Below are 25,173 nucleotides of genomic sequence, written 5' to 3' on the forward strand. Positions count from 1 at the left end.
GCTAGGTGTTCACCGCAATAATGCGGCGCACTATGGATCGTTACGCGGGAGTAATTGAGTTGTCCCTGCTGCAAATCTACTGGAGAGCGCTCGGCTATCTTACCGCCGACAAGAAGCGTCTCATCCTGATCTGCATGGCAAACGTCATGCTCGCGATGGTCGCGGTTTACGAGCCGATGCTATTGGGTAAGGTCATCGGCGCGATTGCCGAGCGCACCAATCCATTCAGCGAACTGGTCATGTGGGCAGGTCTGGGCGCCTTCAACATCATTGCTGTCGTTCTCGTCGCTCGCGGCGCTGACCGCTTCGCTCACAAGCGTCGCTCGGAAGTGCTGTGCGAATCCTTCGAACGCGTCATCACCATGCCGCTGGCCTGGCACCAGCAGCGCGGCACCTCCAACTCGCTGCAGACGCTGCTGCGCGCGGTCGAGTCGCTCTTCACGCTGTGGCTGGAGTTCATGCGCCAGCATCTGTCGACCGTCGTCGCACTGGCGTTCCTCGTGCCGACCGCGCTCAGCCTCGACGTGCGCATGTCCGCCGTTCTTCTGGTGCTCGGCGTTTTCTATTTCGCCATTGGTCGTCTTGTCATGCGCAAGACCAAGCAAGGCCAGGCTAATGTCGAGCGCCACTACCATACGGTTTTCGCCCACGTGACGGACTCCGTAAGCAATGTTGCCGTTCTGCAGAGCTACAACCGTATCGGCCATGAGGCGGAAACGCTGAAGCGCTACGTCAAGGACCTGCTCAATGCCCAGAACCCCGTTCTGGATTGGTGGGCACTGGCTAGCGCCATGAACCGCCTGTCGTCGACTGTTTCGATGATGGTGGTGCTGATGATCGGCTCGTACCTGGTGATGCATGGTGAATTGCGCATCAGCGACGTCGTTGCCTTCACCGGCTTCGCCACGCTGCTGATCGGCCGTCTCGACCTGGTCTCGAACTTCGTCACGCAGATCTCGGAGGCACGTGCCAAGCTCGAGGAATTCTACAAGCTCGAGGAAGATTCCGCCGAAGCCGCCGAGCCGGAAGGCTTGCGCGATCTCGGCAAGGTCTCTGGCAATGTCCGCTTCGAGAATGTCAGCTTCAACTTCGCCAACTCCACGCAGGGCGTCGAGGACGTTTCCTTCGAGGTGAAGGCAGGCCAGACGGTTGCCATCGTTGGCCCGACCGGCGCCGGCAAGACGACGCTGATCAACCTTCTGCAGCGCGTCCATACGCCAAGCGAGGGTCGCATCCTCATCGACGGTATCGATACCCGCACCGTGACCCGCAAGTCGCTGCGTCATTCAATCGCCACCGTCTTCCAGGATGCTGGCCTGCTCAATCGGTCGATTGAGGACAATATTCGCGTCGGTCGCGATGGTGCGACAAACGAAGAAGTGCATGCCGCTGCCGAAGCTGCGGTGGCGCAGGACTTCATCCTCGCCAAGAGCGATGGCTATGACACCATCGTAGGTGAACGTGGTGGCCAGCTTTCAGGCGGCGAGCGCCAGCGGATCGCCATTGCCCGCGCGGTGCTGAAGGATGCGCCGATCCTTGTCCTCGACGAGGCGACCAGCGCGCTCGACGTTGAGACGGAAGGCCGTGTCAAGGAAGCGCTCGACGACCTGCGTCGTGACCGCACCACCTTTGTCATTGCCCACCGCCTGACGACGGTGCGCGACGCCGATCTCGTCATCTTCATGGACAAGGGTAGTGTCGTCGAAATGGGCGGTTTCCAGGAACTTTCAATGCGCAACGGCCGTTTCGCCTCGCTGTTGCGTGCGGGTGGCCTGCTCGCCGACGAAGAGGTCCGCCGGCTCAGCATCGTATCGGTGACCGGCGAAGCTGCCTGACCGTTGGTGACTGTTTTCAGTCATCCCTGAGTAAAATTGACACCGCGCATCCCCTGGGTGCGCGGTGTTGTCTTTTCGGTGTGGCTTCAAACCTCGACCGAAAGGTTCTAATAACACCTCATGAGCGAAATGAGCACACGCCCTTCGAATTGGGCAGACCTGGCCAACCCAACCCGGTTCATGGCACTGGCAGACAGGCTGGTACCTTGGCTGGCAGGCGTTGCAGTGCTCGTCCTTGCGACAGGGCTCTATATGAGCTTTGCCGCACCGGAAGATTTCCAGCAAGGCATCACGGTACGTATCATGTACATCCATGTGCCTTTCGCCTGGCTTTCCATGATGTGTTATTCGCTGATGGCCGTCTCGGCGATAGGAACGCTGGTGTGGCGTCATCCGTTGGCCGACGTCTCGTTGAAGGCCGCAGCGCCCATTGGCGCCGTGTTCACGGCGCTGGCACTGATCACAGGATCGATCTGGGGTAAGCCGATGTGGGGCACGTGGTGGGTGTGGGACGCACGTCTGACTTCGGTCTTCGTGCTGTTCCTGATGTATCTGGGCATCATAGCGCTGACCCGCGCGCTGGATGATGTCACCCGCGCCGCCTGGGCTGCTGCCGTCATCACGCTGGTTGGCTTCATCAATATCCCCATCATCAAATTCTCCGTTGACTGGTGGAACACGCTGCATCAACCGGCGTCCGTATTCCGGCTCGACGGCCCGACAATCGATCCGAGCCTTCTATGGCCTCTCCTGGTGATGGCCATCGGGTTCACAGTTCTGTTCTTTGCCCTCCATTTGACTGCGATGCGCACCGAAATCCGCCGCCGCAGGGTAATTGCCATGCGTCGCATGGCGGCGCGTCGCGCGGACGCCTGACCGAGATCGCGGCGCATCGACAGCCGACAGGCGTTGCGCTATGCGACATGCATAACCTCAGCCGCTTTTCACAGGACCGCCTCCATGAAACGCTCGACCGTGAACGCCATTATTCGTGAGGGCGATGCCTTCATCCGCTCCTTTGGCTATGTCATGCCGCCCTTTGCCTATTGGACACCGGAGGAAATGAAGGCGCGGCGCGACGCTTCCGCCGGCGTTTTCGATTCCCGCCTCGGTTGGGACATCACCGACTATGGCCAGGGCAAGTTCGACGAGCTCGGGCTTTTCCTTTTCACAGTGCGCAACGGCCGCTTCGAAGACATGAAGAAGGGCGCCGGCATGCTTTATGCCGAAAAGATCATGATCACGCGCAAGGACCAGCTCTCGCCGATGCACCGGCACGTCATCAAGGCGGAAGACATCATCAACCGCGGCGGCGGTAAACTGGTGTTGGAACTATTCATGCCCGACGCCGAAGGCGGCATCGACCCCAAGGCCGAGGTCTCGGTTCCAGTCGACGGCACCATCCGCAAGCTGCCGGCCGGTGGCCTGCTCAAGTTGGACCCTGGTGAGAGTGTCACCCTGCTGCCGGGTGTTTGGCATGCCTTCTGGGCCGAGGGCAAGGATGTGCTGATCGGCGAGGTCTCGACCGTCAATGACGATCTCACCGACAACATCTTCCGGGAGCCGATTGGCCGCTTCTCCGATATCGAAGAAGACGAGGCGCCGTTGCATCTCCTGGTGTCGGACTACGAACGCTGGGTAGGCTGAATCCATCGCTTGCCCTAGGCGCGGGGCGACGTCCGGCGCAATTCATCACCTCAGCGCAATCGTTCGTTTGAATCGAATGATTTGACACGGACAATGCGTTGGATTGACGAAAAGGGGAATGGCATTCCAATTCTGCCTGGAATTGGAGAATGCCGTGTCTGCCGTATCGTTTGATCGCCCGATTGCCCCGCCCGTAAAAAGGGGTGAGCCGGCGGCCGCCAACAAAACCACGATCTGGCCCGGCGTGGTGCTGGCGGCAATCGTCGCGGCATCGGCTTTTTCGATCCGCGAATTGCCTGGGCTCGGCATTTTCAGTCCGATGATCTTGGCCGTCATTGTTGGTATCGTCTTTACAAACCTGGTCGGTCTGCCAGCCAACACGCGCACGGGCATCGCTTTTTGCCAGCGCTCGTTGCTTCGATTTGCCATCGTCCTGCTGGGATTTCAGCTGACAGTCACGCAACTGGGAGCGATCGGACTAACCGGTGTCGCGATTGTGGCGCTGTCGTTGGGGGCAACCTTCTGCTTCACGCTTGGCCTCGGTCGATTGCTCGGTGTCGAACGCAAGCTGGCTGAATTGATTGCGGCGGGCACGTCGATCTGCGGTGCCTCCGCCATTGTTGCGACCAATGCAGTGACGAATGCCGGCGACGAGGACGTCGCCTATGCTGTTGCATCGGTCACGCTGTTTGGCACCATCGCGATGCTTGGTTACCCGCTGCTCGCGGCGACGTTAGGCCTCGATCAGCATGATTTCGGCTTATGGGCAGGAGCTTCCATTCATGAGATCGCGCAGGTGATCGGCGCCGGCTTCCAGTTTGGTCCGCAGGCGGGCGAAATCAGCACGATCGCCAAGCTGGCCAGGGTGGCGCTGTTGGCCCCGATGGTGATCGCGCTTGGCATCATGGCCATGCGGGGCAGGGTCGCTGAAAAGACCAGCAAGCCACCGATGCCTTGGTTTGTCTTCGCCTTTGTTGCGGTTGTCGCTTTGAACAGCATTGTTGAGGTGCCGGCCGAAGCCAAATCCCTGATCGTCTTCGCCACTACCTTCATGTTGTCCGTCGGCCTGGCAGCGATGGGCCTGCAGACACACATCGGCAAGATACGCTCGCGCGGTCTGCGTCCCTTGCTGCTTGCGCTTTCGGCGTTTGTCTTTATCGCTTGCTTCAGCCTGCTCCTGATCACATTGATGGGCTAGCGCATCGATCCGAAATCGGTTTCGGCTGCGGGAAAGCATGATGTGCAAACTCAAGAGTTCAGGACGCTGTGTGCGCATCCAAGCGGAAGCCGGGCGCTCTAGGGAGTTGGCATGACGCTCGAGCAGTTGCGTATTTTCGTTGCAGTCGCCGAACGCGAGCATGTGACAAATGCTGCGCGCGACTTGCACCTGACACAATCGGCAACGAGCGCCGCTGTGGCCGCACTCGAGGCACGCTACGCGACCAAGTTGTTCGACCGGGTCGGTCGCCGCATTGCGCTCACGGATGCCGGGCGCCTCTTTTTGATCGAGGCGAAAGCGGTTCTGGCGCGTGCAGCGGCTGCTGAACTGGTGCTTGCCGACCTCGCGGGGTTGAAGGTCGGTTCGCTGGGCCTTGCCGCCAGCCAGACGGTCGGCAACTACTGGCTGCCTCCCTTCATCCAAGCCTTTCGGTCGAAGCATGCCGGCATCGCCGTTTCGCTGACGATGGGCAACACCGAAACGGTTGCTGCCCAGGTGCGCGACGGCGAGGCCAATCTCGGTTTTGTCGAGGGGGAGGTCGATGAGCCCACCCTTTCAGTCACCACCGTGGCAGAGGACGATATGGTGCTGTTGGCTCCCCCCGATCATCCTTGGGGCCAACTCGGCAAGGACGCCAGACCACTCCTTGCCACGGCTAGCTGGATCCTGCGCGAAAGCGGTTCGGGAACGCGCTCGACCCTTGCCGCAATGCTGCGCCAGGAAGGAGTTTCCGAGGCCGATATTGATATCGGTCTGGTGCTGCCTACCAATGAGGCCGTGCGGACCGCCGTTGCCGCCGGGGCAGGGGTTACCATCATGTCTCGCCTTGTCGCGGCCAATGCGCTCGCTGCCGGCAATTTGATCGCGATCGACTATCTAGTGCCTCGTCGCAGATTCTTCATGCTGCGCCACAAGGAACGATATGCAACCGCCGCCGAGACCGAGTTCATGCGGCTGATCCGCGAAGGCTTGCCAAACGGATAGCGGGCCCAGTGCTCAGGTCACCAGCCGCAGCATTTTCAGCACTCGCTCGAACATCGCACCATAAGGTGGATGGAGCAGTGCGCCGCCATTAAAGCGCGATTGCAGGAAGACGGGTTTTTCCTTGCTGAAGGTACGGAAACCCCATTCGCCGTGATAGGCGCCCGTTCCACTAGCGCCGACGCCGCCGAAGGGCTGACGCTCCTGGGCAATGTGCAGCAGGCAGTCGTTGATAGTGACGCCACCGGCAATGGTTTCATGCAGCACGCGTTCGCGCGCCCCGGAATCGGCTCCGAACCAGTAGAGAGCAAGCGGACGGTCGTGCCGGTTCACATGGCCGATGGCATCATCCAGCGACGCATATTCAAGGATCGGCAACACAGGGCCGAAGATTTCCTCTTTCATCAAACGGCAGTCTTCCGGTGCACTCTGCACAAAGGTCGGTGCGAACTTGCGGCCTTCGGAAGGAAGCTCCTCATTGGCCGGATTGACCTCGGTCACGACAGCACCGCCCGCAGCGGCTTCTTCAACCAGGCTCTTCAGTCGCTGGTAGTGGCGGTCTGAAACGATCGAACTGTAATCGGTGTTGGCTTTCAAAGTTGGGTAGAGTTTCTTGACGGTCTCGGAGAATTTCTCCGTCAACGTCGCGGCCTGGCCTTGCGGCACCATCACATAGTCCGGTGCGATGCAGGTCTGGCCGGCATTGAGCAGCTTGCCGAACACGATGCTGCGCACGGCAGCGTCCATGTTACAGGATGGATCCAGGATCGCTGGCGACTTTCCGCCCAGCTCGAGTGTCACTGGCGTCAGGTTGGCGGCAGCGGCAAGCGCAACCTGGCGGCCAACAGCCGTCGAACCGGTAAAGATCAGGTGATCGAACGGCAACGACACGAAAGCCTTGCCGGTTTCAGCGTCACCGGTGACGACGTCGACTTCCTCCGGTGCGAAATGTTCGGCCACCAGGTCGGCGAGCAACGCTGAAAAACGAGGGGTCAACTCCGAAGGTTTCATCAACACCCGGTTGCCGGCCGCGAGTGCCGCCGTCGCCGGCGCAACAGCGAGCTGAAACGGATAGTTCCACGGCGAGACGACACCAACCACACCGAGGGGTTGCGGCACGAGGCGGTTCTTTCCTGGCAGGAAGGGCAGGCTGGTGGCGACGCTGCGCGTACGCATCCAGGAACCAATATGGGAAAGTGCATGGTTGATGCCGGCGCGCACCACGAACAGCTCGGCAAAGCGGGTTTCATGCGCCGAGCGGCTGCCGAAATCGGCGTCAATCGCCTCGCAGATTGCCTTTTCATGATTTTCGGTGAGGGCCTGAAGACGTTTTAGGCGATCTCTGCGAGCGGCAAGGGATGGAAACGGCTCAGCTGCGAAGGCGCGTCGCTGCATATCGAAGCGCTCGCGCAGCAAATCGGGTTTGACATGCAGCATTGTCAGCTCCACCCCTGCTTGATCGTCCAGCCATAAGGCATTGAAAACGCAAAAAGCATGCTGATGCGCCGGACTAATTCCGTACGCATACGGGAATGGAACTCCCGATTTGAACGAGCGTCAACCGCTTTGTGATGAGGCCATAGCTGCCGATGGGGAAGGTTTGCGCTTGCCCAATCGTCAGGCCGTCGCAAGGATGAAGTCGGCACACCGGTCAGCGATCATGATTGTCGGCGCGTTGGTGTTGCCGCTGATCAAGCGCGGCATGATCGAAGCATCGCATATGCGCAAGCGTGGCACACCTCGGACCCGGAGCTGCGTGTCGACAACTGCCAACTCGTCCGTGCCCATCCGGCAGGTGCCAACCGGGTGATACACGGTCTTGGCTGTCTGCATGATGTGATCGACGATCTTGTCCTCGGGCAGATCCGCCGAGCCACCGGGTTTCAGTTCTTCCCGGATCACCGCCTGCAAGGCAGGCTGTCGCAGGATGTTGCGCGCAACCTTGACGCCTTCGACAAGCAGTTTCAGGTCATCGGGTTCCGACAGGAAACCCGTGGTGAAACGGATCGGGTCATTCGGGTCGCGCGAGCGCAATTCCACCTTCCCACGCGATTTGGGTCGCAAGACGCAAGGATTGAGTTCCATGCCGTGCTCTCCTACCGAGCCATGCACGGCGTTTTCGATCATCACTGGCAGCACGTGGAACTGAATGTCGGGTCGCCCGTCGCCATCGGTATCGAAGAAACCACCGCTCTCCACTACATTCGAGGTAAGCAGCCCGGCGCCGAACAGCACATATTGCAGCCCGTGGCGGAGAGCTTTCAGCCCTTTGTCCTGGCCGAGCAGAGAGATCGGATCGCGCGTCGCGGCATAGACCGGGGTTGCGACATGATCCTGCAGGTCCTTGCCGACGCCTGCCATGTCGCGGATCACCGGTATGCCCAGCTCCGCAAGGTGCGCTGCAGGCCCCAACCCTGACAGCATCATGATTTTGGGGTGGCCAACGCGCCTGCAGCTAGGATCACTTCTTCCTTGGCTGATGCCTGCACCATCCGACCGTCGGCAGTCGTATAGGAAAGCCCGCTCGCCGCGCCGTTTTCGAGTGTAAGCGTGCTTACTTGCGCGCCGGTGACGACTGTGAGGTTGCGATTGCCGGCAACTGGTTTCAGGAACACGGTCGCCGCCGATTGGCGCACAGCATCGAGCGTGGTGAGCTGATAGAAACCCACGCCTTCCTGGCGTTCGCCATTGAAGTCGTCATTGTAGCGATAACCGGCCTGCTGCGCGGCCTTCACATAGGCAAGCGAGAGCGGGTGCTTGTGACGCGCGTCCGATACGGGCAGGGGACCGTTGGTGCCGTGATAAGTGCCTTCCAGCCGCTCATTGCGCTCCAGCCGTTTGAAGGCCGGCAACACATCACTCCAAGCCCAGCCGGAGCAGCCCAGGTCACGCCAGCTATCATAGTCTTCGTGCTGGCCGCGGATGTAGAGCATCGCGTTGATGGACGAGCCGCCGCCCAAGGTGCGCCCCTGCGGGATCGGCAGCCGTCGCCCGCCGACATTCGTCTCCGGCTCGGACTCGTAGATGAAGCTGCGTTTGGTGCCGATCACCTTGGCGAAGGTCGCCGGCATGTGGATGAACTTGTCGTTGTCGCGCGGCCCGGCTTCCAGCAGCAGGACGCGCTTGCCGGCGGTCACCAGCCGGTTCGCGACGGTGCAGCCGGACGAACCGGCGCCTGCGACGATATAGTCGAAGATCTGCGTCATCGGCTCAAGCGTACCGCATGATGACGGTCTTCGTTTCCAGGTAGCTCTCCAGTGCGGCCTTGCCGTGTTCGCGGCCGATGCCCGACTGTTTGAAACCGCCGAAAGGCGCGGCCGGATCCAGCGTGTTGTGCGAATTCACCCACACCGTGCCGGCCTTGAGGCCGTGCGCAGCTTTCATCGCCTTGCCGAGATCCCGCGTCCAGACCGACGCTGAAAGGCCATAGCGCGTGTCGTTGGCGAGCCGGATCGCCTCGTCGAGATCCGCGACAGGCATCGCGGCGACAACCGGGCCAAACACTTCTTCCCGCACGATCTCAGCGTCGAGATTCACATTGTGCAGGATGGTTGGAGCGACATAATGGCCCTTGGCTGGCACGGCACGGTTCCCGCTGACGCGTTCGCCGCCGGCAGCCAGTGCACGATCGAGATAGCCGAGAACGCTTTGCTTGTGCTTTTCCGAGACGACAGGGTTGATCTGCGCGCCTTCGTCCCGTCCGGCGCCAAGCGTCATGCCGTCGGCGATGTCAGCCAACTTAGCCAGCGTCCGGTCATAGATCGACTTCTCGATCAGGATGCGTGCGGCCGACGTACAGACCTGCCCCTGGTTGAAGAACATGCCGAGGCCGGCGAGCAGCGGCTCGATGCCGTCTTCCATATCCGACAGAAGGATCATCGGCGATTTCGAGCCCAGCTCCAGCGTGAAGCGAGCGACGCGGTCTACGGCAGCATGGCCGACACGCTTACCGACTTCCGTCGAGCCCGTGAAGGTCAGCTTGTCGACCCCGGGATGTTTGATAAGCGCCTCGCCGGTTACCGTACCTGAGCCGGTAACGACATTGACCACGCCAGCGGGAAAGCCGACGGCCTCGATCAGCTCGGCGAGCCTGAGCAAGCCGAGCGGTGTTTCCTGCGGCGGCTTGATGACGATGGTGCAGCCGGCGGCGAGTGCGGGGGCAATCTTCCACACGCCGATCATCAGCGGAAAGTTCCAAGGTACGATGGCCCCGACGACACCGACGGGCTCCATCACCGTCATGGCATGATGCTTGGCCCCGGGCGGAACCGTAATGGAAACATTGATCGTCGCGCCTTCGATCTTGGTCGCCCAGCCGGCATAATAGCGCAGCCAGTTCGCCGAACCACCGGCCGATAACATCTTGGCGACGCCGAGCGACTTGCCGTTCTCGATGCTTTCGATCTCGGCCAGCAGGTCCGCATCCGCTTCAACGGCGTCGGCGAGTTTCAGCATCAGCCGCTCGCGTTCAACCGGCGCCATCGAGCCCCATGGACCCTCCAGTGCGGCACGTGCTGCCTTCACGGCCTGGTCAACGATTTCAGCGCCGCTTTCGGGAACGCGGGCAACGATCTCACCCGTTGCCGAGTCATCAACCGGCAATGCGCCACCCTGGTCGATATCGACAAAGCGCCCCCCGATGAAAGGGCGATGCGTGCGAGCAAGGAATGCCGATGCCGCGGCGCTGATCGGGGGGACAACTCTCTCGTTCATCAAATCCTCCTGCCGGCCACTCGGCCGTGTGGTGAGGCGTAGGAGGACGGCGCACGCGCTTCAAGGCGAAGACCAGCCAAGTGCACGTTCAGTCAAAACAAAGTTCCCGCTCGGACAAGACGTTATGCCCAACTGCATCGCACTATCGATGTAGACGAACGGGCCGGACTCGGCGGCCCGCCAGCATGGGGTAACGATGAGATTTTCCGGAAAGACCGCATTCATCACCGGCGGCGGTACAGGCATCGGTGCAGCTGTCGCCAGGCGCATGGTCAGGGAAGGCGCCAATATCGTCCTGATGGGGCGTCGCCGCGAACCGCTAGAGGCGGTGGCAAACGACACAAATGCGCTGATCGTGCAGGGTGACGCCGCCGATGCTGGCGCCGTGCGCGCCGCGCTGAAGGAAGTTCGTGCCAGGTTCGGCCTCGTCGATATCCTGATCGCCAATGCCGGTGGCCATGGTGTCGGTCCTACCGTTTCCATGAGCGACGAGACATGGGCGCTGTCGACCCGTTTGAACCTCGACACGACCTTCGTCTGTGCCCGTGAAATCCTGCCTGACCTGATTTCTCAACGCGGCAACATCGTGGTGGTCGCCTCGATCGCCGGCCTGTTTGCAGGTCCGGCCGCAGCCGGCTACGTAACGATGAAGCATGCCTGTGTCGGGCTCGGCAAATCGCTGGCGCGCGACTACGGCCGCCGTGGCGTGCGCACCAACACCATCTGCCCGGGTTGGGTGGCTACCGCCATGGCTGATGAGCAGATGCAGGTGGTCGTCAAGAAGCACGGTCTCACCAGCGTTGACGAGGCCTACAAGCTCGTCACCAAGGACGTACCGCTCGGCCGTCCCGCGACGCCTGACGAGGTTTCCAACGTCATCTGTTTTGTCGCCTCCGATGAGGCCGCGATGATGAACGGTTCGATCCTGACCGTCGATGGCGGCGCCACGGTGGTGGACCTGCCAACCCTAGCCTTTGTCGATTAAGCGTTCGAGGACCTTGCAATGAATGACGTGAACAGACCGGCCGACTGGAAGCATTTCGATGACTTCGCTGCCGGCATCGCCACCAACAGGTTGCCGACGACGGGCGCGCTAGCTGGCCAGACCTTCAAGATCACGCTGAACAGCGGCCGCCAAATCGACCTGGCTTTCACGTCGGCGGACACCGTCGCCTGGAGCGAGGGCAGGGACGCCGGTGTCGACTGGTACGAAGCGCTGGAAGTCGCGGCCGACACTGTTTTCATCAACATGACGTTCGCGGCGCGTCCAACCGAAGACGAAGCCTTCGTCGTCAACACCCGCACCCGGCGTGTGCTTTCCGTGCGCGAAAGGGTGAGGGAAGCAGGCGAGGCGCCAGGCGAGCCACGCGTCGCCCAGACATGGCTGGCCGGTGTGCTCGGCGATCCTTCGGTGGCACCGTCGGGTGTCGAACCCGCACCGTCACGCGACCTCGTTGGCCTGACCGCGCATTACGAATACAGCCCCAACCATGTCTACGAGCACATCTATCTGTCGTCGCAGCGCTACGCCTGGCAGAACCTCGTCGGTGTACAGCGCGGTCATGGCGACGTCGACCTGGCCACGACCTGGAAGTTCGCAGAGGGTCAATACGTTTTCGGCTTCCGCGAATTCATCATCCCGGTGGCGTCGTTGTTCTTCTACAACTGGGAAGACATGCGCTCGACGGGCAAGTTCCTCGGCGTGATCTCGACCGGCGCCATCGAAAACAAGCCAGCCGGCGCTTTCATCACCAAGAAATCGACAATCGACTACGGAAAGGGACCGGCGCCGGTTTGAGCGCGGGTAAAGCCATGAGCAAGAACTACGAAGCGATCAAGGCGCACTACGCCAGCTCCGACAACAAGGATCTGGCGGCGATGATGGCGCCGATCACCGACCGCACCGCCTGGACCGAGATGGAAGGCTTTCCTTACGCCGGCACATATGTTGGGACCGTCGCCATCATAGAAGGCGTCTTCAAGCGCATCGGCGATGAATGGGAGGGGTATACCTTCACGCTGGAACGGCTGGTCGACGGCGGTTCGACCATTATCGGCATCGGTACTTATACCGGCACCTACAAGCGCACCGGCAGGCCGATGAAGGCGCGTGTCGTTCACGTCTGGGACGTCGAGGACGGCAAGGTGCTGCGGTTCGAGCAATTCACCGACACGAAGCTGGTCGCGCAGGCGACCGGCTGACGATCTGGGGCAGGCCCGGCCGGCTTCCGGCGGGAATGGAATTGGGAGGAGAACATGGGAATGAGCCTGAAAGGAATGCTGGCAGCGCTCGCGCTGTCTACGGTGTTGACCGGCGGTGCAACCGTTATTGCCAATGCCGCCGGCGACGAGATCGTCATCGGTGCGCCGGTGTCGCTGACCGGCCCCTTCGCCGGTGACGGCAAGGAACAGGAATGGGCCTACAAGCAGGCTGTGGCCGACATCAACAAGGCCGGCGGCATCATGATCAAGGAAGCCGGCAAGAAGCTCCCGGTCAGGCTGGTCATCGCCGATGACGAAAGCACGGAGGCCAAAGTCGCCTCGGCGATCGAGAACCTGGTCAAGGTGCAGAAGGTCGACATCCTGCTTTCGACCCATTCCGGCCCGCTCAATGTCGCCGGTGCGATCGTCGCCGAGAAGTACAAGAAATTCTACATGATCACGGCGGCTTTCCCGTTCGAGTGGCAGCCGCTGAAGATGAAATATTCGGCGCTGTTCTTCTTCCACCCAGGTCCCGGTGCCGAAGTGCCGTTTGAAATCTGGCAGAAGCTGCCGGAAAACGAGCGTCCGAAGCGCCCCGCTCTGGTCACGGAAGATTCACCGGACGGCAAGGGCTTCGGTGGCGCGTTCGAGGCGGCAGCCAAGAAGTATGGCTACACTTTTGCCTTCAACGATCCATGGGCGACTGGCTCGACCGACTATTCGGCGATGATCACCAAGCTGAAGGCTGCCGACGCGGACGCCATGCTGGTGTTCGGCTCGCCGGCAGACACCGTCACGCTGATCCGCCAGATGAAGGAACTTGGCTTTAGTGTTCCATATTTCCATGGCTGGAAGGGAACCTGGACCGGCGAATTCCATGACGCCCTGGGCAAGGATTCCGACTACGTCCTGACCGACGGTTTCTGGTCGGCCAGCTATCCCTACAACGGCGCCAAGGAATTGGGTGAGCGCTACGAGGCCGAATACAAGAAGGACTCCGTCACGGTCGGCGCCTTCTACGCCAACGCCCAGGTGCTGTTCCAGGCCATCGAGCGCGCTGGATCGACCGATGCCGCGGCAGTGCATGACGCCATCTTCAACCAGGAGTTCAAGGACACCGTGGTCGGTCCGCTGAAGTTCGACGAGACCGGCTTCGCGCTGATCCCATCGGTTGCAACGCAGTGGTGGGAAGGCAAGCATCAGCTGCTGTTCCCGAACGGGACCTGGACCTACAAGCCGGCTCCCGCCTGGGACAAGCGCTAAAACGTTGGGGGTGCCGTCGGGACGACGTCTGGCCGTGTGCCGGCGTCGTCCCGTCGTGCACGCGGTTACCGACGGACCATAGTCAGTCTTTTCCCTGAAGCCAGTGGGCAAAGGAACCGAACAAGCATGCAGTCAGACGAAACCGTGCTCAGCCTGGAGGCGGTGACCAAACGTTTCGGCGGCCTCGTGGTGCTGGATGGCATCGATATGGTCGTTGGCCGAGGCGAGCTGGTTGGACTGATCGGCCCGAACGGCGCCGGAAAGTCGACGCTTTTCAACGTCATGACGGCGATCTACGCCCCGACGCGCGGCAAGGTCCGCTTCAAGGGCAATGACATCACCGGCGCGGCACCACACCTCATTTGCCGCCACGGCATCGCCCGCACGTTCCAGCTGGTACGCACCTTCCTCACCATGACGGCGTTCGAGAACGTCATGGTCGGCGCGGTATACGGTTCCGGCGGGCGGGTGCGGCACGCAAGGGAGGCAGCCGAAACCGCGCTTGATCTGGTCGGCCTCGGCGCAAAGCGCGATGTGACGACGGCACATATGACCTTGTCCGACCGCCGGCTGCTTGAAATAGCACGTGCGGTGGCATCGGAACCGTCGCTTCTGCTGCTCGATGAGCCGATGGCTGGGCTCAACCCGACCGAAATCAGGCAGATGGTCGAAGTCATCCGCCGAACACGCTCCGAAAAGGGCATTTCCATCCTGTGGGTGGAGCACAAGGTGGATGCCATCATGAAGGTGTGCAGCCGCGTCGTCGTGCTCGACCACGGCGTCAAGATCGCCGATGGCACACCCGCCGAAATCGTCGCCAACCGCAAAGTCATCGAGGCCTATCTTGGCGAACCGGTTGCTTGAAGTAACTGATCTCGAAGTCGCCTATGGCGACGTGCGTGCGCTCTGGGGCGTATCGATTCATGTCGACGCTGGCTCCGTAGTCGCCATTGTTGGCGCCAACGGTGCCGGCAAGACCACGCTGCTGAAAGCCATTTCCGGACTTGTCCCCGCCAAGCGCGGCGAGATCAAACTCTCCGGCACATCTCTGCTTGGCCGTCTTCCGGAAGACATAGCCCGCTTGGGCATCGCCCATGTGCCCGAGGGGCGTGGCCTGTTTCGCCAGATGACCGTGCTGGAGAATCTGGAACTGGGTGCCTTCCAGCCCAAGGCACGGGCGAACATGAAACGCGCGCTGGAAAAGGCCTATGACCTGTTTCCGCGTCTAAAGGAGAGGACCGGCCAGAAGGCCGGCTCGTTGTCGGGCGGCGAACAGCAGATGCTGGCGATTGCACGTGCCACCATGTCCGAACCGTCGCTGCTCATCCTGGACGAGCCTTCCATCGGCCTGTCACCACTGGTGGTGCAGCAGATGTTCCAGCTGATCGAGGCGCTGCACAAGCAAGGCGTCACCATCCTGCTGGTCGAGCAGAACATCCACCAGGCGCTGAAGATCGCCGACTACGCTTTCGTGCTGAAGACCGGCGAACTTGCCATGCAAGGTACGGGCGCCGAGCTCATCGCCGATCCCGAAGTCCAGAAAGCCTATATGGGCGTATTGGAGCTGTGATGACCTTGCCATCGCCGGAGATCCTGCTGCAGCTATCCATCAACGGCGCGCTCGGTGGCGCCATGTATGGTGTCGCCGCCGTCGGATTGAGCCTCATTTTCGGTACCATGCGCCTGATCTTCCTCGCGCAGGGCGCCATGATCATCCTGGCCGCCTATCTGGTGCGTGCTTTGTTTCAACACCTCGGCATCGACCCGTTCCTGTCGTTACTGATCATGGTTCCGGTCGGTCTGGTCGCCGGATGGTTGATCTATCAGGGCCTGTTCCGCAAGGCGGCCGCTGAGGAAGATCGCAACATCTCACTGCTGATTGCTGTCGGGGTCATGTTCCTGGTGCAGAACCTGATGACTGTCATATGGGGCGGCAACACCGCCGCCGTGGTCACCACTTACACGGCGAGCGGCATTGAATTGCTGGGCGTGCGTGCCTCCTTCACCCGCTCCATGGGCTTCCTGATTGCGCTCGCGGGTACCGCTCTTGTCGTGCTGTTCCTGCGCAAGACTTTGGTCGGCAAGGCGGTGAGGGCGGCCTCGGAAGATATGACGGCGGCAACGCTGATGGGCATCAGCCCGCACAAGGTCAATGCCATCGCCTTCGCGATCGGCATCGCGCTGGCAGGCGCCGCAGGCGTTGCTGTGGCGACGACCTTTCCCTTCAATCCATTCGCCGGCTTCATCTTCAGCCTCAAGGCGCTGGTGGCGCTGGCGCTTGGCGGCATCGGCAATGTCACAGGAGCACTGGCTGGCGGAATTATCCTTGGTCTTATCGAGGCTTACACACAGTTCTTCATCTCTGGCGGCTGGACCAACGCCATCGCCTACGGCGTCTTCCTGGCTGTCTTGATGTTCAAGCCGGAAGGGCTTTTCAGCCGGCCCTACAAGAAAGCATGACCGCCATGGCCAATGTATCCTGGAAATGGGCGGCAGCGCTGCTCACCATCATCCTCGCTCTGGTGCCGTTCTGGCCGGGGGCGATCGACAGCTACCTGCTCTCCTTCCTGTTCTTCGTTTTTATCTATGCGGTGATGGCGCAGGGCTGGAACCTGGTTGCCGGCTTCGGCGGGCAGATCAGCCTCGGCTCGCACGCCTTCTTCGGGCTTGGCGCCTACACGACGGCGATCCTGTGGAGCGGCAACTATCTCTGGGGCTCGCTCTATGAGACCTTCCCGCGCATCTATTACTTCGATCCTGTGACCATGGTGCTGAGCGGTCTGGTAGCGGCACTGGCGGCCGCGCTGATCGGCCTGCCGCTGCTTTCCAAGCTGCGGGGCGACTATTTCGCCCTGGGCACGCTGGGGTTTGGCGAAATCGTCAAAGTCATCTTCGTCAATGGCGGCGACTTCACCGGCGGTGCTTTCGGCGTCATTGCCCCCTCCAGCACCTTCGAGACGCTGATGCCGCACTACTGGACCGGCCTGGGCCTCACCGTCGGCACCGCGGTCGCAATCGGCTGGCTGATGCGCTCGCGTTATGGCCTGGCGCTGATCGCCGTGCGCGATGACGAGATGGCGGCGTCCGCCAACGGCATCAACACGCTGAAGGTCAAGGTTGCCGCCTTTGCCGGCAGTGCTTTCATCGCCGGTCTCGCCGGCAGCCTGTACAGCTACTACATCTTCCATGTCGGACCGGATTCCGTCTTCAACCTGGACTGGATGCTGTTGCCGCTGATGATGACCGTGGTGGGCGGTACCGGCACCATCCTCGGGCCGGTCCTCGGCGCTTTCATCATGTATGCAGTGTTCGACGTCGCCCGCATCATCGTGCCGGACTATCACCCCATCATCTCGGGGCTGACCATCATCCTGGCGATGCTGTTCCTGCCGAAGGGACTGGTGCGGAAAATCCTGCCGATGTCGGTGGCACGGAACTAACACTCTCTCGGAGGCTCCGATTGCCCTCTATATGGAGGGTAGATCGTCAATGCAGCCGGCTAAGCACGGTATCGCGCAATTCGCGCGGCGAGACTTCATATTTTGCCTTGAAGGCACGCGAGAAGTGGGCGCTCGAGTTGAAGCCGCATGCAAAGGCGATCTCGGAGATCGACGCGCTGTTGCCCGCCATCAAAGCTTCGCGACTGCGGTCCAGGCGGCGATCCCAGACAAAACGCTCCAGCGTGATGTTTTCTCCTTCGAATGCCCGATGCAAATACCGGCGTGAACAACCCATATGGCGGGCGATTTCATCGGCGGAGAGGTCGCTGCGCGACAGGTTGGCGTCGATATAGGCGATGATGCGTTCGCGCAACGCTTCCAGCGGTGACCGACGCTGGTCCGCGACCTGCGGTTTGGCGCAGATCAGCCCATTGACCAACTGCATCAGGCTTTCACCGACGCGCCGGCAATTGGCTTCGTCGAGTCTGCGGCCGTCGTCTATGGCCATGCGCATCAGTCCGGACACGATATGGGTCAGACTGTCATCGTCGCCGGGCAAGGGCAGGGGCGCGGAGAGCCTCGCCAGCGTATCATCGCTGAAGGTGGAACGCGGCACCTGCAGGATGAGTTGGTCGACGCTTGTCAAATTCTGCAAGGAATAGCTGCGCACCGGATCGTAGATGATGGCCGAGCGCGGATTGAGGTCGACGGCCACCGATTGCTGCTCGAAATGGCTGCGGCCGGCAACCTGCACAAGGATCTTGATGGCGTCGGGATCGAAGCTGCGCCAATGGGCACGGTCATTGACCACGACATGTGCCTTGGCTCTGATCTCGGAAAGCCGGCACGGGCCCAGATTGACGGAAACCAGTTTGGGGATCGATTCGACCGAGCCGCGCGCAAAACGTTGCGTGATCGGACCGAACAGGATGCGGGACGTAGACAGGAAAGCTTCGCCGTCGGCGATGCTGACATGGCGGGCGGCATGCTGCATGGGTTCCTCCTCGGTAGGGCCTCCCGTCTTGGTGCGGGCTGGCATGACAACGCCGCATCAGCGGGTGACATATTTGAAACGGAACTTAACACGCTAACCATTCTTTTCGCAACGCGCATGAAAGTGGTCGCGAGCGGATGGTCAAGCGAAGTCGGAGCCTGTTATCCCAATGCTCTTTCTGCTGGCTCTACCGGTTCGCCAATCAGTTGTTTGGTGATCCGCCGGGTAGCTTCAATCACCAAGGCGCCTTGAACCGCAGCTACGGAATCATCGGCGCGCGATACCGGCGATGCGATTGCCACCGTGCCGATGGGATAGCCGTCGGAGCCGAGAATTGGTGCCGCGACTGAATGAACGCCTTCCTCATAACCTTGCCCGCTGCGCGAATAGCCACGCTCCGCCGCAAGCCATACGGCCTGCAACACCTGTTTTGCGTCTGTCATGGTGTGAGGAGTAAAGGCGGCGAGGGGTGTCCGCAGACAGTCGCGTCGTATTTCCTCGCGCACGAAGGCAAGCAGGGCGAGGCCCGACGCCGTGCCATGCAGCGGCAGGATCTGGCCGACATTGACATTGACGCGGTTGGCCTTGGGTGAGAGCTCGACATGGATGGTGAGCAAGGCTCCTGCACTGTATTCCGAAATATGCACAGTCTCGCCGGTCTGCTGTGACAGCTCACGCAGAATAGGTATGGCGACCGGCAACAGCGGCAATTGCGCGTCGCGAATACGCGCGAGCCGCGTCAGGCCGGCTCCTAGCCGATAGCGACGGCTTACCGGCTCTTGTTCGACGAGACGGTGTTCGGCCAGCGCCATCAGCAGGCGACGCGCCGTTGCCTTGTCGAGCCCAGCTTTTCGGGAGAGGTCCGAAAGCCCAATTTCCGGTTCTTCCAGCGTGAACAGCTCCAGCAGGGATACGGCTTTGCGCACGGTACTCATGATCGGTCCCTAAAACGATAGTTAGCGTGTGAATTAACTTGACAGCCGGCGGCCAAGCCTGCAGTCTGCATACAACAAATAAAACGGCGGTTCAAATAATGAACCGATAACGCTTCGATCGTGCCTGGGACGGCATGCACAGGGAGGTTCACAGCTTGACGCTTGCTGCCCGAACAGACCGTAACACGGCGACCATTGCGGAGTTGCTCGACCGGGAACAGGAGCGCTTCCTGCTTACCCATCCGCGCTCGGCGGAGGCCTGGGAGGAGGGGCAGCGGCACTTCCTTTATGGCGGTCCATCACACTGGATGCGCCGCTGGGCAGGTGGCTTCCCGGTCTATGCCGCAGAAGCCAAGGGCGCGCATATCCGCGACATCGACGGCCACGACTACGTCGACTTCGCCCTCGGCGACACCGGCGGCATGTGCGGCCACGCGCCTAAGGCGGTGACGCGCGCAGCACTCAAACAATTGCAGAACGGCACCACCATGATGCTGCCAACCGAGGACAGCCTGTGGGTGGGCGCGGAGCTTTCCCGCCGTTTCGGCCTGCCTTACTGGACGCTGACGACGTCGGCCACCGACGCCAACCGCGGCGCTATCCGCATCGCCCGCATGATCACCGGCCGGCCGAAAGTGCTGGTGTTTTCCGGCTGCTATCACGGCGGCGTCGAGGAAGCGCATGTCGAGATCCGCGACGGCAAGGTCGGCCTGCGCAACATGATCCATCCGAACGGCGTTGATCATTCGACAGTATCACGAGTAGTCGAGTTCAATGATGTCCAAGCGCTCGAACAGGCGCTGTCGGCCGGCGATGTCGCCTGCGTGCTGACCGAGCCGCTGATGACCAATTTCGGCATGATCCCGGTTGCCGACGGCTTTCACGCGGCACTGCGCGAAATCACGCGCCGCACAGGCACGGTTCTGATCATCGACGAAACGCACACGATTTCGAGCGGCCCCGGCGGCTACACCAGCCAGCATGGGTTGGAGCCGGACATGCTCGTGGCCGGCAAGGCAATCGCCGGCGGTATTCCAGCCGGTGTCTTTGGCGTGTCGCAAGAAATCGCCGAGCGGCTGTGGACGATCGTACCCAAGGTCAATCCGCGTGTCCGCCAGTCCGCGCATCTCGGCATCGGCGGCACGCTGGCAGGCAACGCGCTGACGGTGGCCACCATGCGCGCCGTGCTGGAAGAGATTTTGACGCCTGCGAACTTCGAACTGATGGCAGCTAACGCAACCCGGCTTGCCGAAGGTGCGCGGAACATCATCAAGGCCCGCGAACTGCCCTGGCATGTCACGCAGATCGGTGCGCGCGCTGAGATCATGTTCATGCCGAAGCCGCCACGCAATGGCGCGGAGGTGATTGCAAGCAGACGCGGCGACCTCGAGACGCTGCTGCACGCTTACTACATGAATGAAGGCATACTGGTAACGCCCTTCCACACCATGTTCCTGATGTGTCCGGCCACGACCGCCGAGCAGGTCGATCGTCATACGGAAGTGTTCGGGCGTTTCGTCGACCTTCTCGCCGACGCGGGGGTCTCCTGAGGATGGGCACGCAGGGCTTCGATCTGAGCGGACGGGTTGCCTTGGTGACGGGCGGCGGACGCGGTATCGGCGCTGCGATCGCCACCCGTTTTGCCGAAGCCGGTGCTTCCGTCGTCATCGCCAACCGTACCCTTGATGTGGCTGAGGCGCTCGCCGCAGAACTCACCGCCCGCAGCCTGTCGGTCCGCGCGGTGCCACTGACCGGGCTTGGTCGACCGGAATTGCATGAGGTCGTCGGCAACGCGGCTTCGAGAGCAGGGCGGCTCGATATCGTGGTTCACAATGCCGGTGGCTGTCCGTGGGCGTCGATCGACGAGCTCGACGAAGACAAACTCGAACAGGCGCTGTCATTGAACCTCAAGGCATGTTTCTGGCTGGCACAGGCTGCGACCCCCATCATGCGCAAGCAGAATTTCGGTCGCATCCTGGTGACATCATCGGTCTCGGCGCGGGTCGCCATGGCCGGTGGTGCGCATTATTCGGCTGCCAAGGCCGGCGTGAATGCCTTTGTCCGGGGCGCTGCCTTTGAATATGCCCGTGATGGCATCACCGTGAATGGGGTTGAGCCGGGCTTCATTACCAAGGACGGCGGCTCGATGAGCAAGCCCGAAGTGGCGAACCGGCTCAGTCAATTTATCCCGGTCGGGCATTATGGCGAAGCCGACGATATTGCCTTCGCCATGCTCTATCTGGCGTCGCCTGAAGCCAAATACACCACAGGCCAGACCATCATCGTCGATGGCGGATCCACGCTGCCTGAAACCGGTTACGCGGTCGAAAAGCAATGGGGGTTGTCGTGAGCGGGCGCTTGCAGGGGCGCAGGGCGCTGATCACCGGCGCCGCCACCGGCATGGGGCGTGCGACAGCCGAGCTTTTCAGCAGGCATGGCGCTGAGATCATCCTGTTCGGGTTGGGTGGAGAGGCGCTCGACGATGCGGCCAAGACAAGTGGCGGCAAGGCCGTGCATGGCGACATCACCGACAAGGCGGATGTGGCGCGTGCTATCGATGCCTGCAGCGGTCAGATCGACATACTCGTCAATGCAGCCGGATTGCTGATCCCCGACAAGCCGGAAACGGTGTCCAACGAGATTTGGGAAAAGACCTTTGCCGTCAATGTAACGGGCACGATGATGGCATGCAGGGCCGCGCTGCCGTTGCTGAAGAAAAAAGGCGGCTCCGTCGTCAACATCGCCTCGGTAGGGGCCTTCAATGCCAGTGCGCAGAACGCTGCTTATTCGGCGAGCAAGGCGGCGCTGGTCTCCTACACACGCTCGCTTGCCTATGCTCATGGGCCGGACGGCATTCGCGCCAACGCGCTTGCTCCCGGTTGGGTGCGCACGCCGATGAGCGAGGAGGAGATGGAGGCTGCGGCGATCGCCAACGGCTCGACGCCGGAGCAGGAATTCGCGGCGCTGACGGGCCGCATTGCTTTGCGGCGCATCGCCGACCCTGCCGAGATTGCCTCCTGCTGCTTGTTCCTGGCCTCCGACGAGGCGTCCTTCGTGACGGGCGCGGTTCTGGTGGCCGACGGCGGCGGGCGGGCCCCGACACAGAACCGGGCGGTGTGAGCAGAATACGGCCGCAACGCCTGCCGAGTGAATTGGGTGGAGGAAAGAGAATGCCGGACAAAAGTGCCGATCTGTTTCTCGGCAACGGCCGCATCTACACGATGAACCGCAAGCAGCCCTGGGCATCGCATGTGGCGGTGAAGGGCGGGCGCGTCGTGGCGGTCGGCGATGCAGCAGGCGTCGCACCTTTTATCGGAAGCGGTACACGCTCCGTCGATCTCAAGGGCGCAATGTTGATGCCGGGCGTTGTCGACGTTCACGCCCATCTCATGATGGGTGGCCAGGCGGAGCTGTTCGAACTGCGTTACGCCTCGACCTCCAGCTTCGAAACCATTGTGGAGAAAGTGCACGAGAAGGCAGTTTCCACCGAGCCTGGCAGCTGGATCATCGGCGGCCAGTGGGGCAGCGACCTGCATGCCAAGCTGAACAGCCTGGAAGCGCTTGCGCGGTTAGATGCCGCCGCCCAGGGGCGTCCGGTGATGCTACGCGACGACAGCTACCACAACCGCTGGGTCAACTCGGAGGCAATGCGATTGGCCGGCATCACCAAGGACACGCCCGATCCTGACCAGGGCTCGATCGGCCGCGACCCGGCAACCGGTGCGCCGACCGGCCTGATGATCGAATCCGCTTCCGGTCTGGTTGAGAGCGTGATCGCCAATTCCGGCTACTACACCGAGGAAATGGATCGGGCGGCGATGGCGCAGTCCATCTCCACGCTGAATTCCTATGGTGTGACTGCGTTTCTCGACGCTGCCGCCATGCAGCCGATCCTGGCCGCACTCAAAGGATTGGATGACCGCGGCGAACTGACGGCATGGTCGGTCTCCGCCATGCCGGCCGTCGAGCCGTCCTTCATGTTCGGCATTACCGGCGATGAATTGATCGCTCTGAAGGATCAGTATCGCAGCGCCCACGCCAGGCCGGATTTCGTCAAGATCTTCCTGGATGGCGTTCCGGGTGCCAAGACCGCCGCGTTTCATGAACCCTATGTCGCCGATCCGATCCTCGGCTGCTGTTTTCGCGGCTCGACCATCGTCACGGTGCCGGATCTCATTCGCTGGGTAGGCAAATGCGAAAAGCTCGGGCTGGCGGTGAAAATCCACTGCGCCGGCGACGCCGCCGTCTCCCAGGCGCTCGATGCCATCGATGTCGTGCGCTCCTTCAACGGCCTGACCAAGCTGATCCACCATATCGCGCATGCCAGCTATATCGCACCCACCGACATCCCGCGTTTCGCCGAACTCGGCGTCGCAGCCGACCTGTCACCATTCCTCTGGTATCCAACCAGCTTCCTGGAGGGCCACAAGCAAGCGATGGGCGTCGAACGCGCGCTGCGCTTCTGGCCGAACCAGCAGCTGCTGGCCGCCGGCGCATTGCTCGCGGGCGGCTCAGACTGGCCCGTCATGCCTAATCCCGATCCATGGAACGGCATTGAAGGCCTGGTGACGCGCCAGAACCCGAATGGCGAGTTCGCCGGTGAAGCACTTTGGCCGGAAGAGGCGATCGACGTCGCAACCGCACTGGAGATCTTCACCATCAATTCGGCGCGCGCCATCGGGCTCGGCGAGACGATCGGTTCGATCGAGGTCGGCAAGTCGGCCGATTTCATCGAACTCGATCGCAACGTGCTCGAGATTCCTGTCGACGAGATCGCCGACATCAAGGTCATGACGACCTGGTTCGAGGGAAGGGTTGTGTATGAGCGAACCTGACCCCGCTGGCGAGCTTATCCCGGTCACCGTCCTTACCGGCTTCCTCGGCTCCGGCAAGACGACGTTGCTCAACCGACTGCTCAAGGAACCGTCACTCGCGGGTGCAGCCGTCATCGTCAACGAGTTCGGTGAGATCGGGCTCGACCACCTGCTGATCGAGGCCAGCGAAGAGCAGTTCCAGTTGCTCGACAATGGCTGTGTGTGCTGCACGGTGCGTGGTGATCTGGTCGAGACGCTGAAGACCTTGCATAGGCGGGCCACTGACGGCGAGTTACCGGAACTCAGCCGCGTCGTGATCGAAACCACAGGCCTGGCCGATCCCGCGCCGATCCTGCACACGCTGATCGCGGAACAGGAACTCGCTGGCCGCTACTACATCGCCGGCGTGGTCACAACGGTCGATGCCGTCAACGGACCGGCGACGCTCGAACGTCACGCTGAAGCCGCCAAGCAAGTGGCGGTGGCGGATCGTCTGATCGTCACCAAGGCTGATCTTGTTGACGGCTGGAAAGTAGATGAACTGCAACACAAGTTGGCGGCACTCGCGCCAGCTGCCGAACGCTGTCTCGTGGCGGACGTGGCGCTGGCAACCTTACTCGACGCCGAAACGCTGGGTTCTGAAGCGCGCGCGGATCAGGTCGCTGCCTGGTTCGACAGGGCAGCGCAGTCGATCCACGATCATGAATGCGGGCCGGATTGCGATCACCATGATCATCATCATCACCACCATCATCATGATGATCATGGCCACCATCACGGTATCCAGTCCTACAGCTTTGTCATCGACGAACCGGTGGAATGGGCAGCCTTCGCAACATGGTTGGACTACATCGCAGCATTGAAGGGAGAGGACCTTCTTCGCCTCAAAGGCCTGGTCCGTGTCGCCGACGACCTCGATCGGCCGCTGGTTCTGCATGGCGTACAGCATGTGTTTCATCCGCCGACCAGGTTGGAGGCTTGGCCATCGCCGGATCGTCGCACGCGGCTTGTCTTCATCGTGCGCGACATCGCGCGCGAAACCATAGAACGGACGCTTGCGAAGTTTGCCGGAGTTCGCCTCGCGAAAACCGAGGAAAGGCATGCCGCATAGCAAATCAACTAACGAAGGG

At 61.4% G+C, this 25,173-nt stretch carries 24 protein-coding genes; 18 read left to right on the plus strand and 6 right to left on the minus strand.

What is annotated here, in order from left to right:
• Positions 1–59: 59 nt before the first annotated feature.
• The 5 genes from L4923_RS00885 (at position 60) to L4923_RS00905 (ending at position 5,685) form a co-directional block, all read left to right on the plus strand.
• Positions 60–1,835 carry a glucan ABC transporter ATP-binding protein/ permease gene (locus L4923_RS00885; RefSeq protein WP_239361304.1) on the plus strand — a complete coding sequence of 592 codons (1,776 nt, stop codon included), beginning with the start codon at positions 60–62 and terminating at the stop codon, positions 1,833–1,835.
• A 129-nt stretch (positions 1,836–1,964) separates the two neighbouring features.
• Complete coding sequence (locus L4923_RS00890) at positions 1,965–2,711, plus strand: heme ABC transporter permease (protein WP_425530885.1); 747 nt, start codon at positions 1,965–1,967, stop codon at positions 2,709–2,711.
• Positions 2,712–2,795: 84 nt separating this feature from the next.
• Entirely contained in the window at positions 2,796–3,482 is a 687-nt protein-coding gene (locus tag L4923_RS00895) for a D-lyxose/D-mannose family sugar isomerase (RefSeq protein WP_239361309.1), read from the plus strand.
• Between the two features lie 154 nt (positions 3,483–3,636).
• A complete protein-coding gene (locus L4923_RS00900; RefSeq protein ID WP_425530886.1) occupies positions 3,637–4,680 on the plus strand; it encodes a YeiH family protein in 1,044 nt (347 codons plus the stop codon).
• A 111-nt stretch (positions 4,681–4,791) separates the two neighbouring features.
• Complete coding sequence (locus tag L4923_RS00905) at positions 4,792–5,685, plus strand: LysR family transcriptional regulator (protein WP_239361311.1); 894 nt, start codon at positions 4,792–4,794, stop codon at positions 5,683–5,685.
• A gap of 12 nt (positions 5,686–5,697) precedes the next feature.
• Here L4923_RS00905 and L4923_RS00910 read toward each other — a convergent pair whose 3' ends face one another.
• The 4 genes from L4923_RS00910 to L4923_RS00925 all read right to left on the minus strand — a co-directional run bounded on the left by L4923_RS00910 (position 5,698) and on the right by L4923_RS00925 (position 10,395).
• Positions 5,698–7,119: a coniferyl aldehyde dehydrogenase gene (locus L4923_RS00910; RefSeq protein ID WP_239361323.1), complete on the minus strand. Its 1,422-nt coding sequence runs from the start codon at positions 7,117–7,119 to the stop codon at positions 5,698–5,700.
• Positions 7,120–7,299: 180 nt separating this feature from the next.
• Positions 7,300–8,106, minus strand: a complete 807-nt coding sequence (locus L4923_RS00915) for a GMC family oxidoreductase (protein ID WP_239361325.1) — start codon at positions 8,104–8,106, stop codon at positions 7,300–7,302.
• Positions 8,106–8,888 (minus strand): GMC family oxidoreductase, encoded by a 783-nt coding sequence (locus L4923_RS00920; RefSeq protein ID WP_239361327.1) that lies wholly within the window; start codon positions 8,886–8,888, stop codon positions 8,106–8,108. The genes L4923_RS00915 and L4923_RS00920 overlap by 1 nt, the downstream gene beginning before the upstream one ends.
• Positions 8,889–8,892: 4 nt before the next feature.
• The gene (locus L4923_RS00925; protein ID WP_239361330.1) at positions 8,893–10,395 is read right to left on the minus strand and encodes an aldehyde dehydrogenase family protein; all 1,503 of its coding nucleotides are present in this window, start codon (positions 10,393–10,395) and stop codon (positions 8,893–8,895) included.
• Positions 10,396–10,591: 196 nt separating this feature from the next.
• Here L4923_RS00925 and L4923_RS00930 point away from each other — a divergent pair, with 196 nt between their 5' ends.
• The 8 genes from L4923_RS00930 to L4923_RS00965 all read left to right on the plus strand — a co-directional run bounded on the left by L4923_RS00930 (position 10,592) and on the right by L4923_RS00965 (position 17,300).
• The gene (locus L4923_RS00930; RefSeq protein ID WP_239361332.1) at positions 10,592–11,380 is read left to right on the plus strand and encodes an SDR family NAD(P)-dependent oxidoreductase; all 789 of its coding nucleotides are present in this window, start codon (positions 10,592–10,594) and stop codon (positions 11,378–11,380) included.
• An 18-nt stretch (positions 11,381–11,398) separates the two neighbouring features.
• Complete coding sequence (locus L4923_RS00935; RefSeq protein ID WP_239361339.1) at positions 11,399–12,193, plus strand: MoaF C-terminal domain-containing protein; 795 nt, start codon at positions 11,399–11,401, stop codon at positions 12,191–12,193.
• 14 nt (positions 12,194–12,207) lie between these two features.
• Positions 12,208–12,597, plus strand: coding sequence for a nuclear transport factor 2 family protein (locus tag L4923_RS00940; RefSeq protein ID WP_239361340.1), 390 nt, complete (start codon positions 12,208–12,210; stop codon positions 12,595–12,597).
• Positions 12,598–12,657: 60 nt separating this feature from the next.
• On the plus strand, positions 12,658–13,860 hold the full coding sequence (locus tag L4923_RS00945; protein WP_239361341.1) for an amino acid ABC transporter substrate-binding protein: 1,203 nt from the start codon (positions 12,658–12,660) through the stop codon (positions 13,858–13,860).
• Positions 13,861–13,986: 126 nt separating this feature from the next.
• Positions 13,987–14,724, plus strand: a complete 738-nt coding sequence (locus L4923_RS00950) for an ABC transporter ATP-binding protein (RefSeq protein WP_239361343.1) — start codon at positions 13,987–13,989, stop codon at positions 14,722–14,724.
• Positions 14,717–15,430, plus strand: coding sequence for an ABC transporter ATP-binding protein (locus tag L4923_RS00955; protein ID WP_239361345.1), 714 nt, complete (start codon positions 14,717–14,719; stop codon positions 15,428–15,430). The genes L4923_RS00950 and L4923_RS00955 overlap by 8 nt, the downstream gene beginning before the upstream one ends.
• Positions 15,430–16,320: a branched-chain amino acid ABC transporter permease gene (locus L4923_RS00960; RefSeq protein ID WP_239361347.1), complete on the plus strand. Its 891-nt coding sequence runs from the start codon at positions 15,430–15,432 to the stop codon at positions 16,318–16,320. Before L4923_RS00955 ends, L4923_RS00960 begins: the two co-directional genes overlap by 1 nt.
• Before the next feature lie 5 nt (positions 16,321–16,325).
• Entirely contained in the window at positions 16,326–17,300 is a 975-nt protein-coding gene (locus tag L4923_RS00965; RefSeq protein WP_239361348.1) for a branched-chain amino acid ABC transporter permease, read from the plus strand.
• A gap of 46 nt (positions 17,301–17,346) precedes the next feature.
• Here the strand turns inward: L4923_RS00965 and L4923_RS00970 are convergent, their stop codons facing one another.
• Positions 17,347–18,294, minus strand: coding sequence for a helix-turn-helix domain-containing protein (locus tag L4923_RS00970; RefSeq protein WP_239361349.1), 948 nt, complete (start codon positions 18,292–18,294; stop codon positions 17,347–17,349).
• Positions 18,295–18,455: 161 nt separating this feature from the next.
• Positions 18,456–19,229 carry an IclR family transcriptional regulator gene (locus L4923_RS00975; protein WP_239361353.1) on the minus strand — a complete coding sequence of 258 codons (774 nt, stop codon included), beginning with the start codon at positions 19,227–19,229 and terminating at the stop codon, positions 18,456–18,458.
• Between the two features lie 155 nt (positions 19,230–19,384).
• Between L4923_RS00975 and L4923_RS00980 the strand changes: the two genes are divergently transcribed.
• Genes L4923_RS00980 through L4923_RS01000 form a run of 5 tightly spaced genes read left to right on the plus strand, consistent with a single transcriptional unit; the run spans position 19,385 to position 25,154 of the window.
• The gene (locus L4923_RS00980; protein ID WP_239361355.1) at positions 19,385–20,779 is read left to right on the plus strand and encodes a transaminase; all 1,395 of its coding nucleotides are present in this window, start codon (positions 19,385–19,387) and stop codon (positions 20,777–20,779) included.
• 2 nt (positions 20,780–20,781) lie between these two features.
• Entirely contained in the window at positions 20,782–21,579 is a 798-nt protein-coding gene (locus L4923_RS00985) for an SDR family oxidoreductase (protein WP_239361357.1), read from the plus strand.
• Positions 21,576–22,349 (plus strand): SDR family NAD(P)-dependent oxidoreductase, encoded by a 774-nt coding sequence (locus tag L4923_RS00990; RefSeq protein WP_239361359.1) that lies wholly within the window; start codon positions 21,576–21,578, stop codon positions 22,347–22,349. Before L4923_RS00985 ends, L4923_RS00990 begins: the two co-directional genes overlap by 4 nt.
• 50 nt (positions 22,350–22,399) lie before the next feature.
• Positions 22,400–24,064 carry an amidohydrolase gene (locus L4923_RS00995; RefSeq protein ID WP_239361361.1) on the plus strand — a complete coding sequence of 555 codons (1,665 nt, stop codon included), beginning with the start codon at positions 22,400–22,402 and terminating at the stop codon, positions 24,062–24,064.
• Positions 24,051–25,154 (plus strand): CobW family GTP-binding protein, encoded by a 1,104-nt coding sequence (locus L4923_RS01000; RefSeq protein ID WP_239361363.1) that lies wholly within the window; start codon positions 24,051–24,053, stop codon positions 25,152–25,154. Before L4923_RS00995 ends, L4923_RS01000 begins: the two co-directional genes overlap by 14 nt.
• Positions 25,155–25,173 lie beyond the last annotated feature (19 nt).

Origin of the sequence: Terribium retamae, from assembly GCF_022347545.1 — a bacterium.
Classification (GTDB): Bacteria; Pseudomonadota; Alphaproteobacteria; order Rhizobiales; family Rhizobiaceae; genus Mesorhizobium; species Mesorhizobium retamae.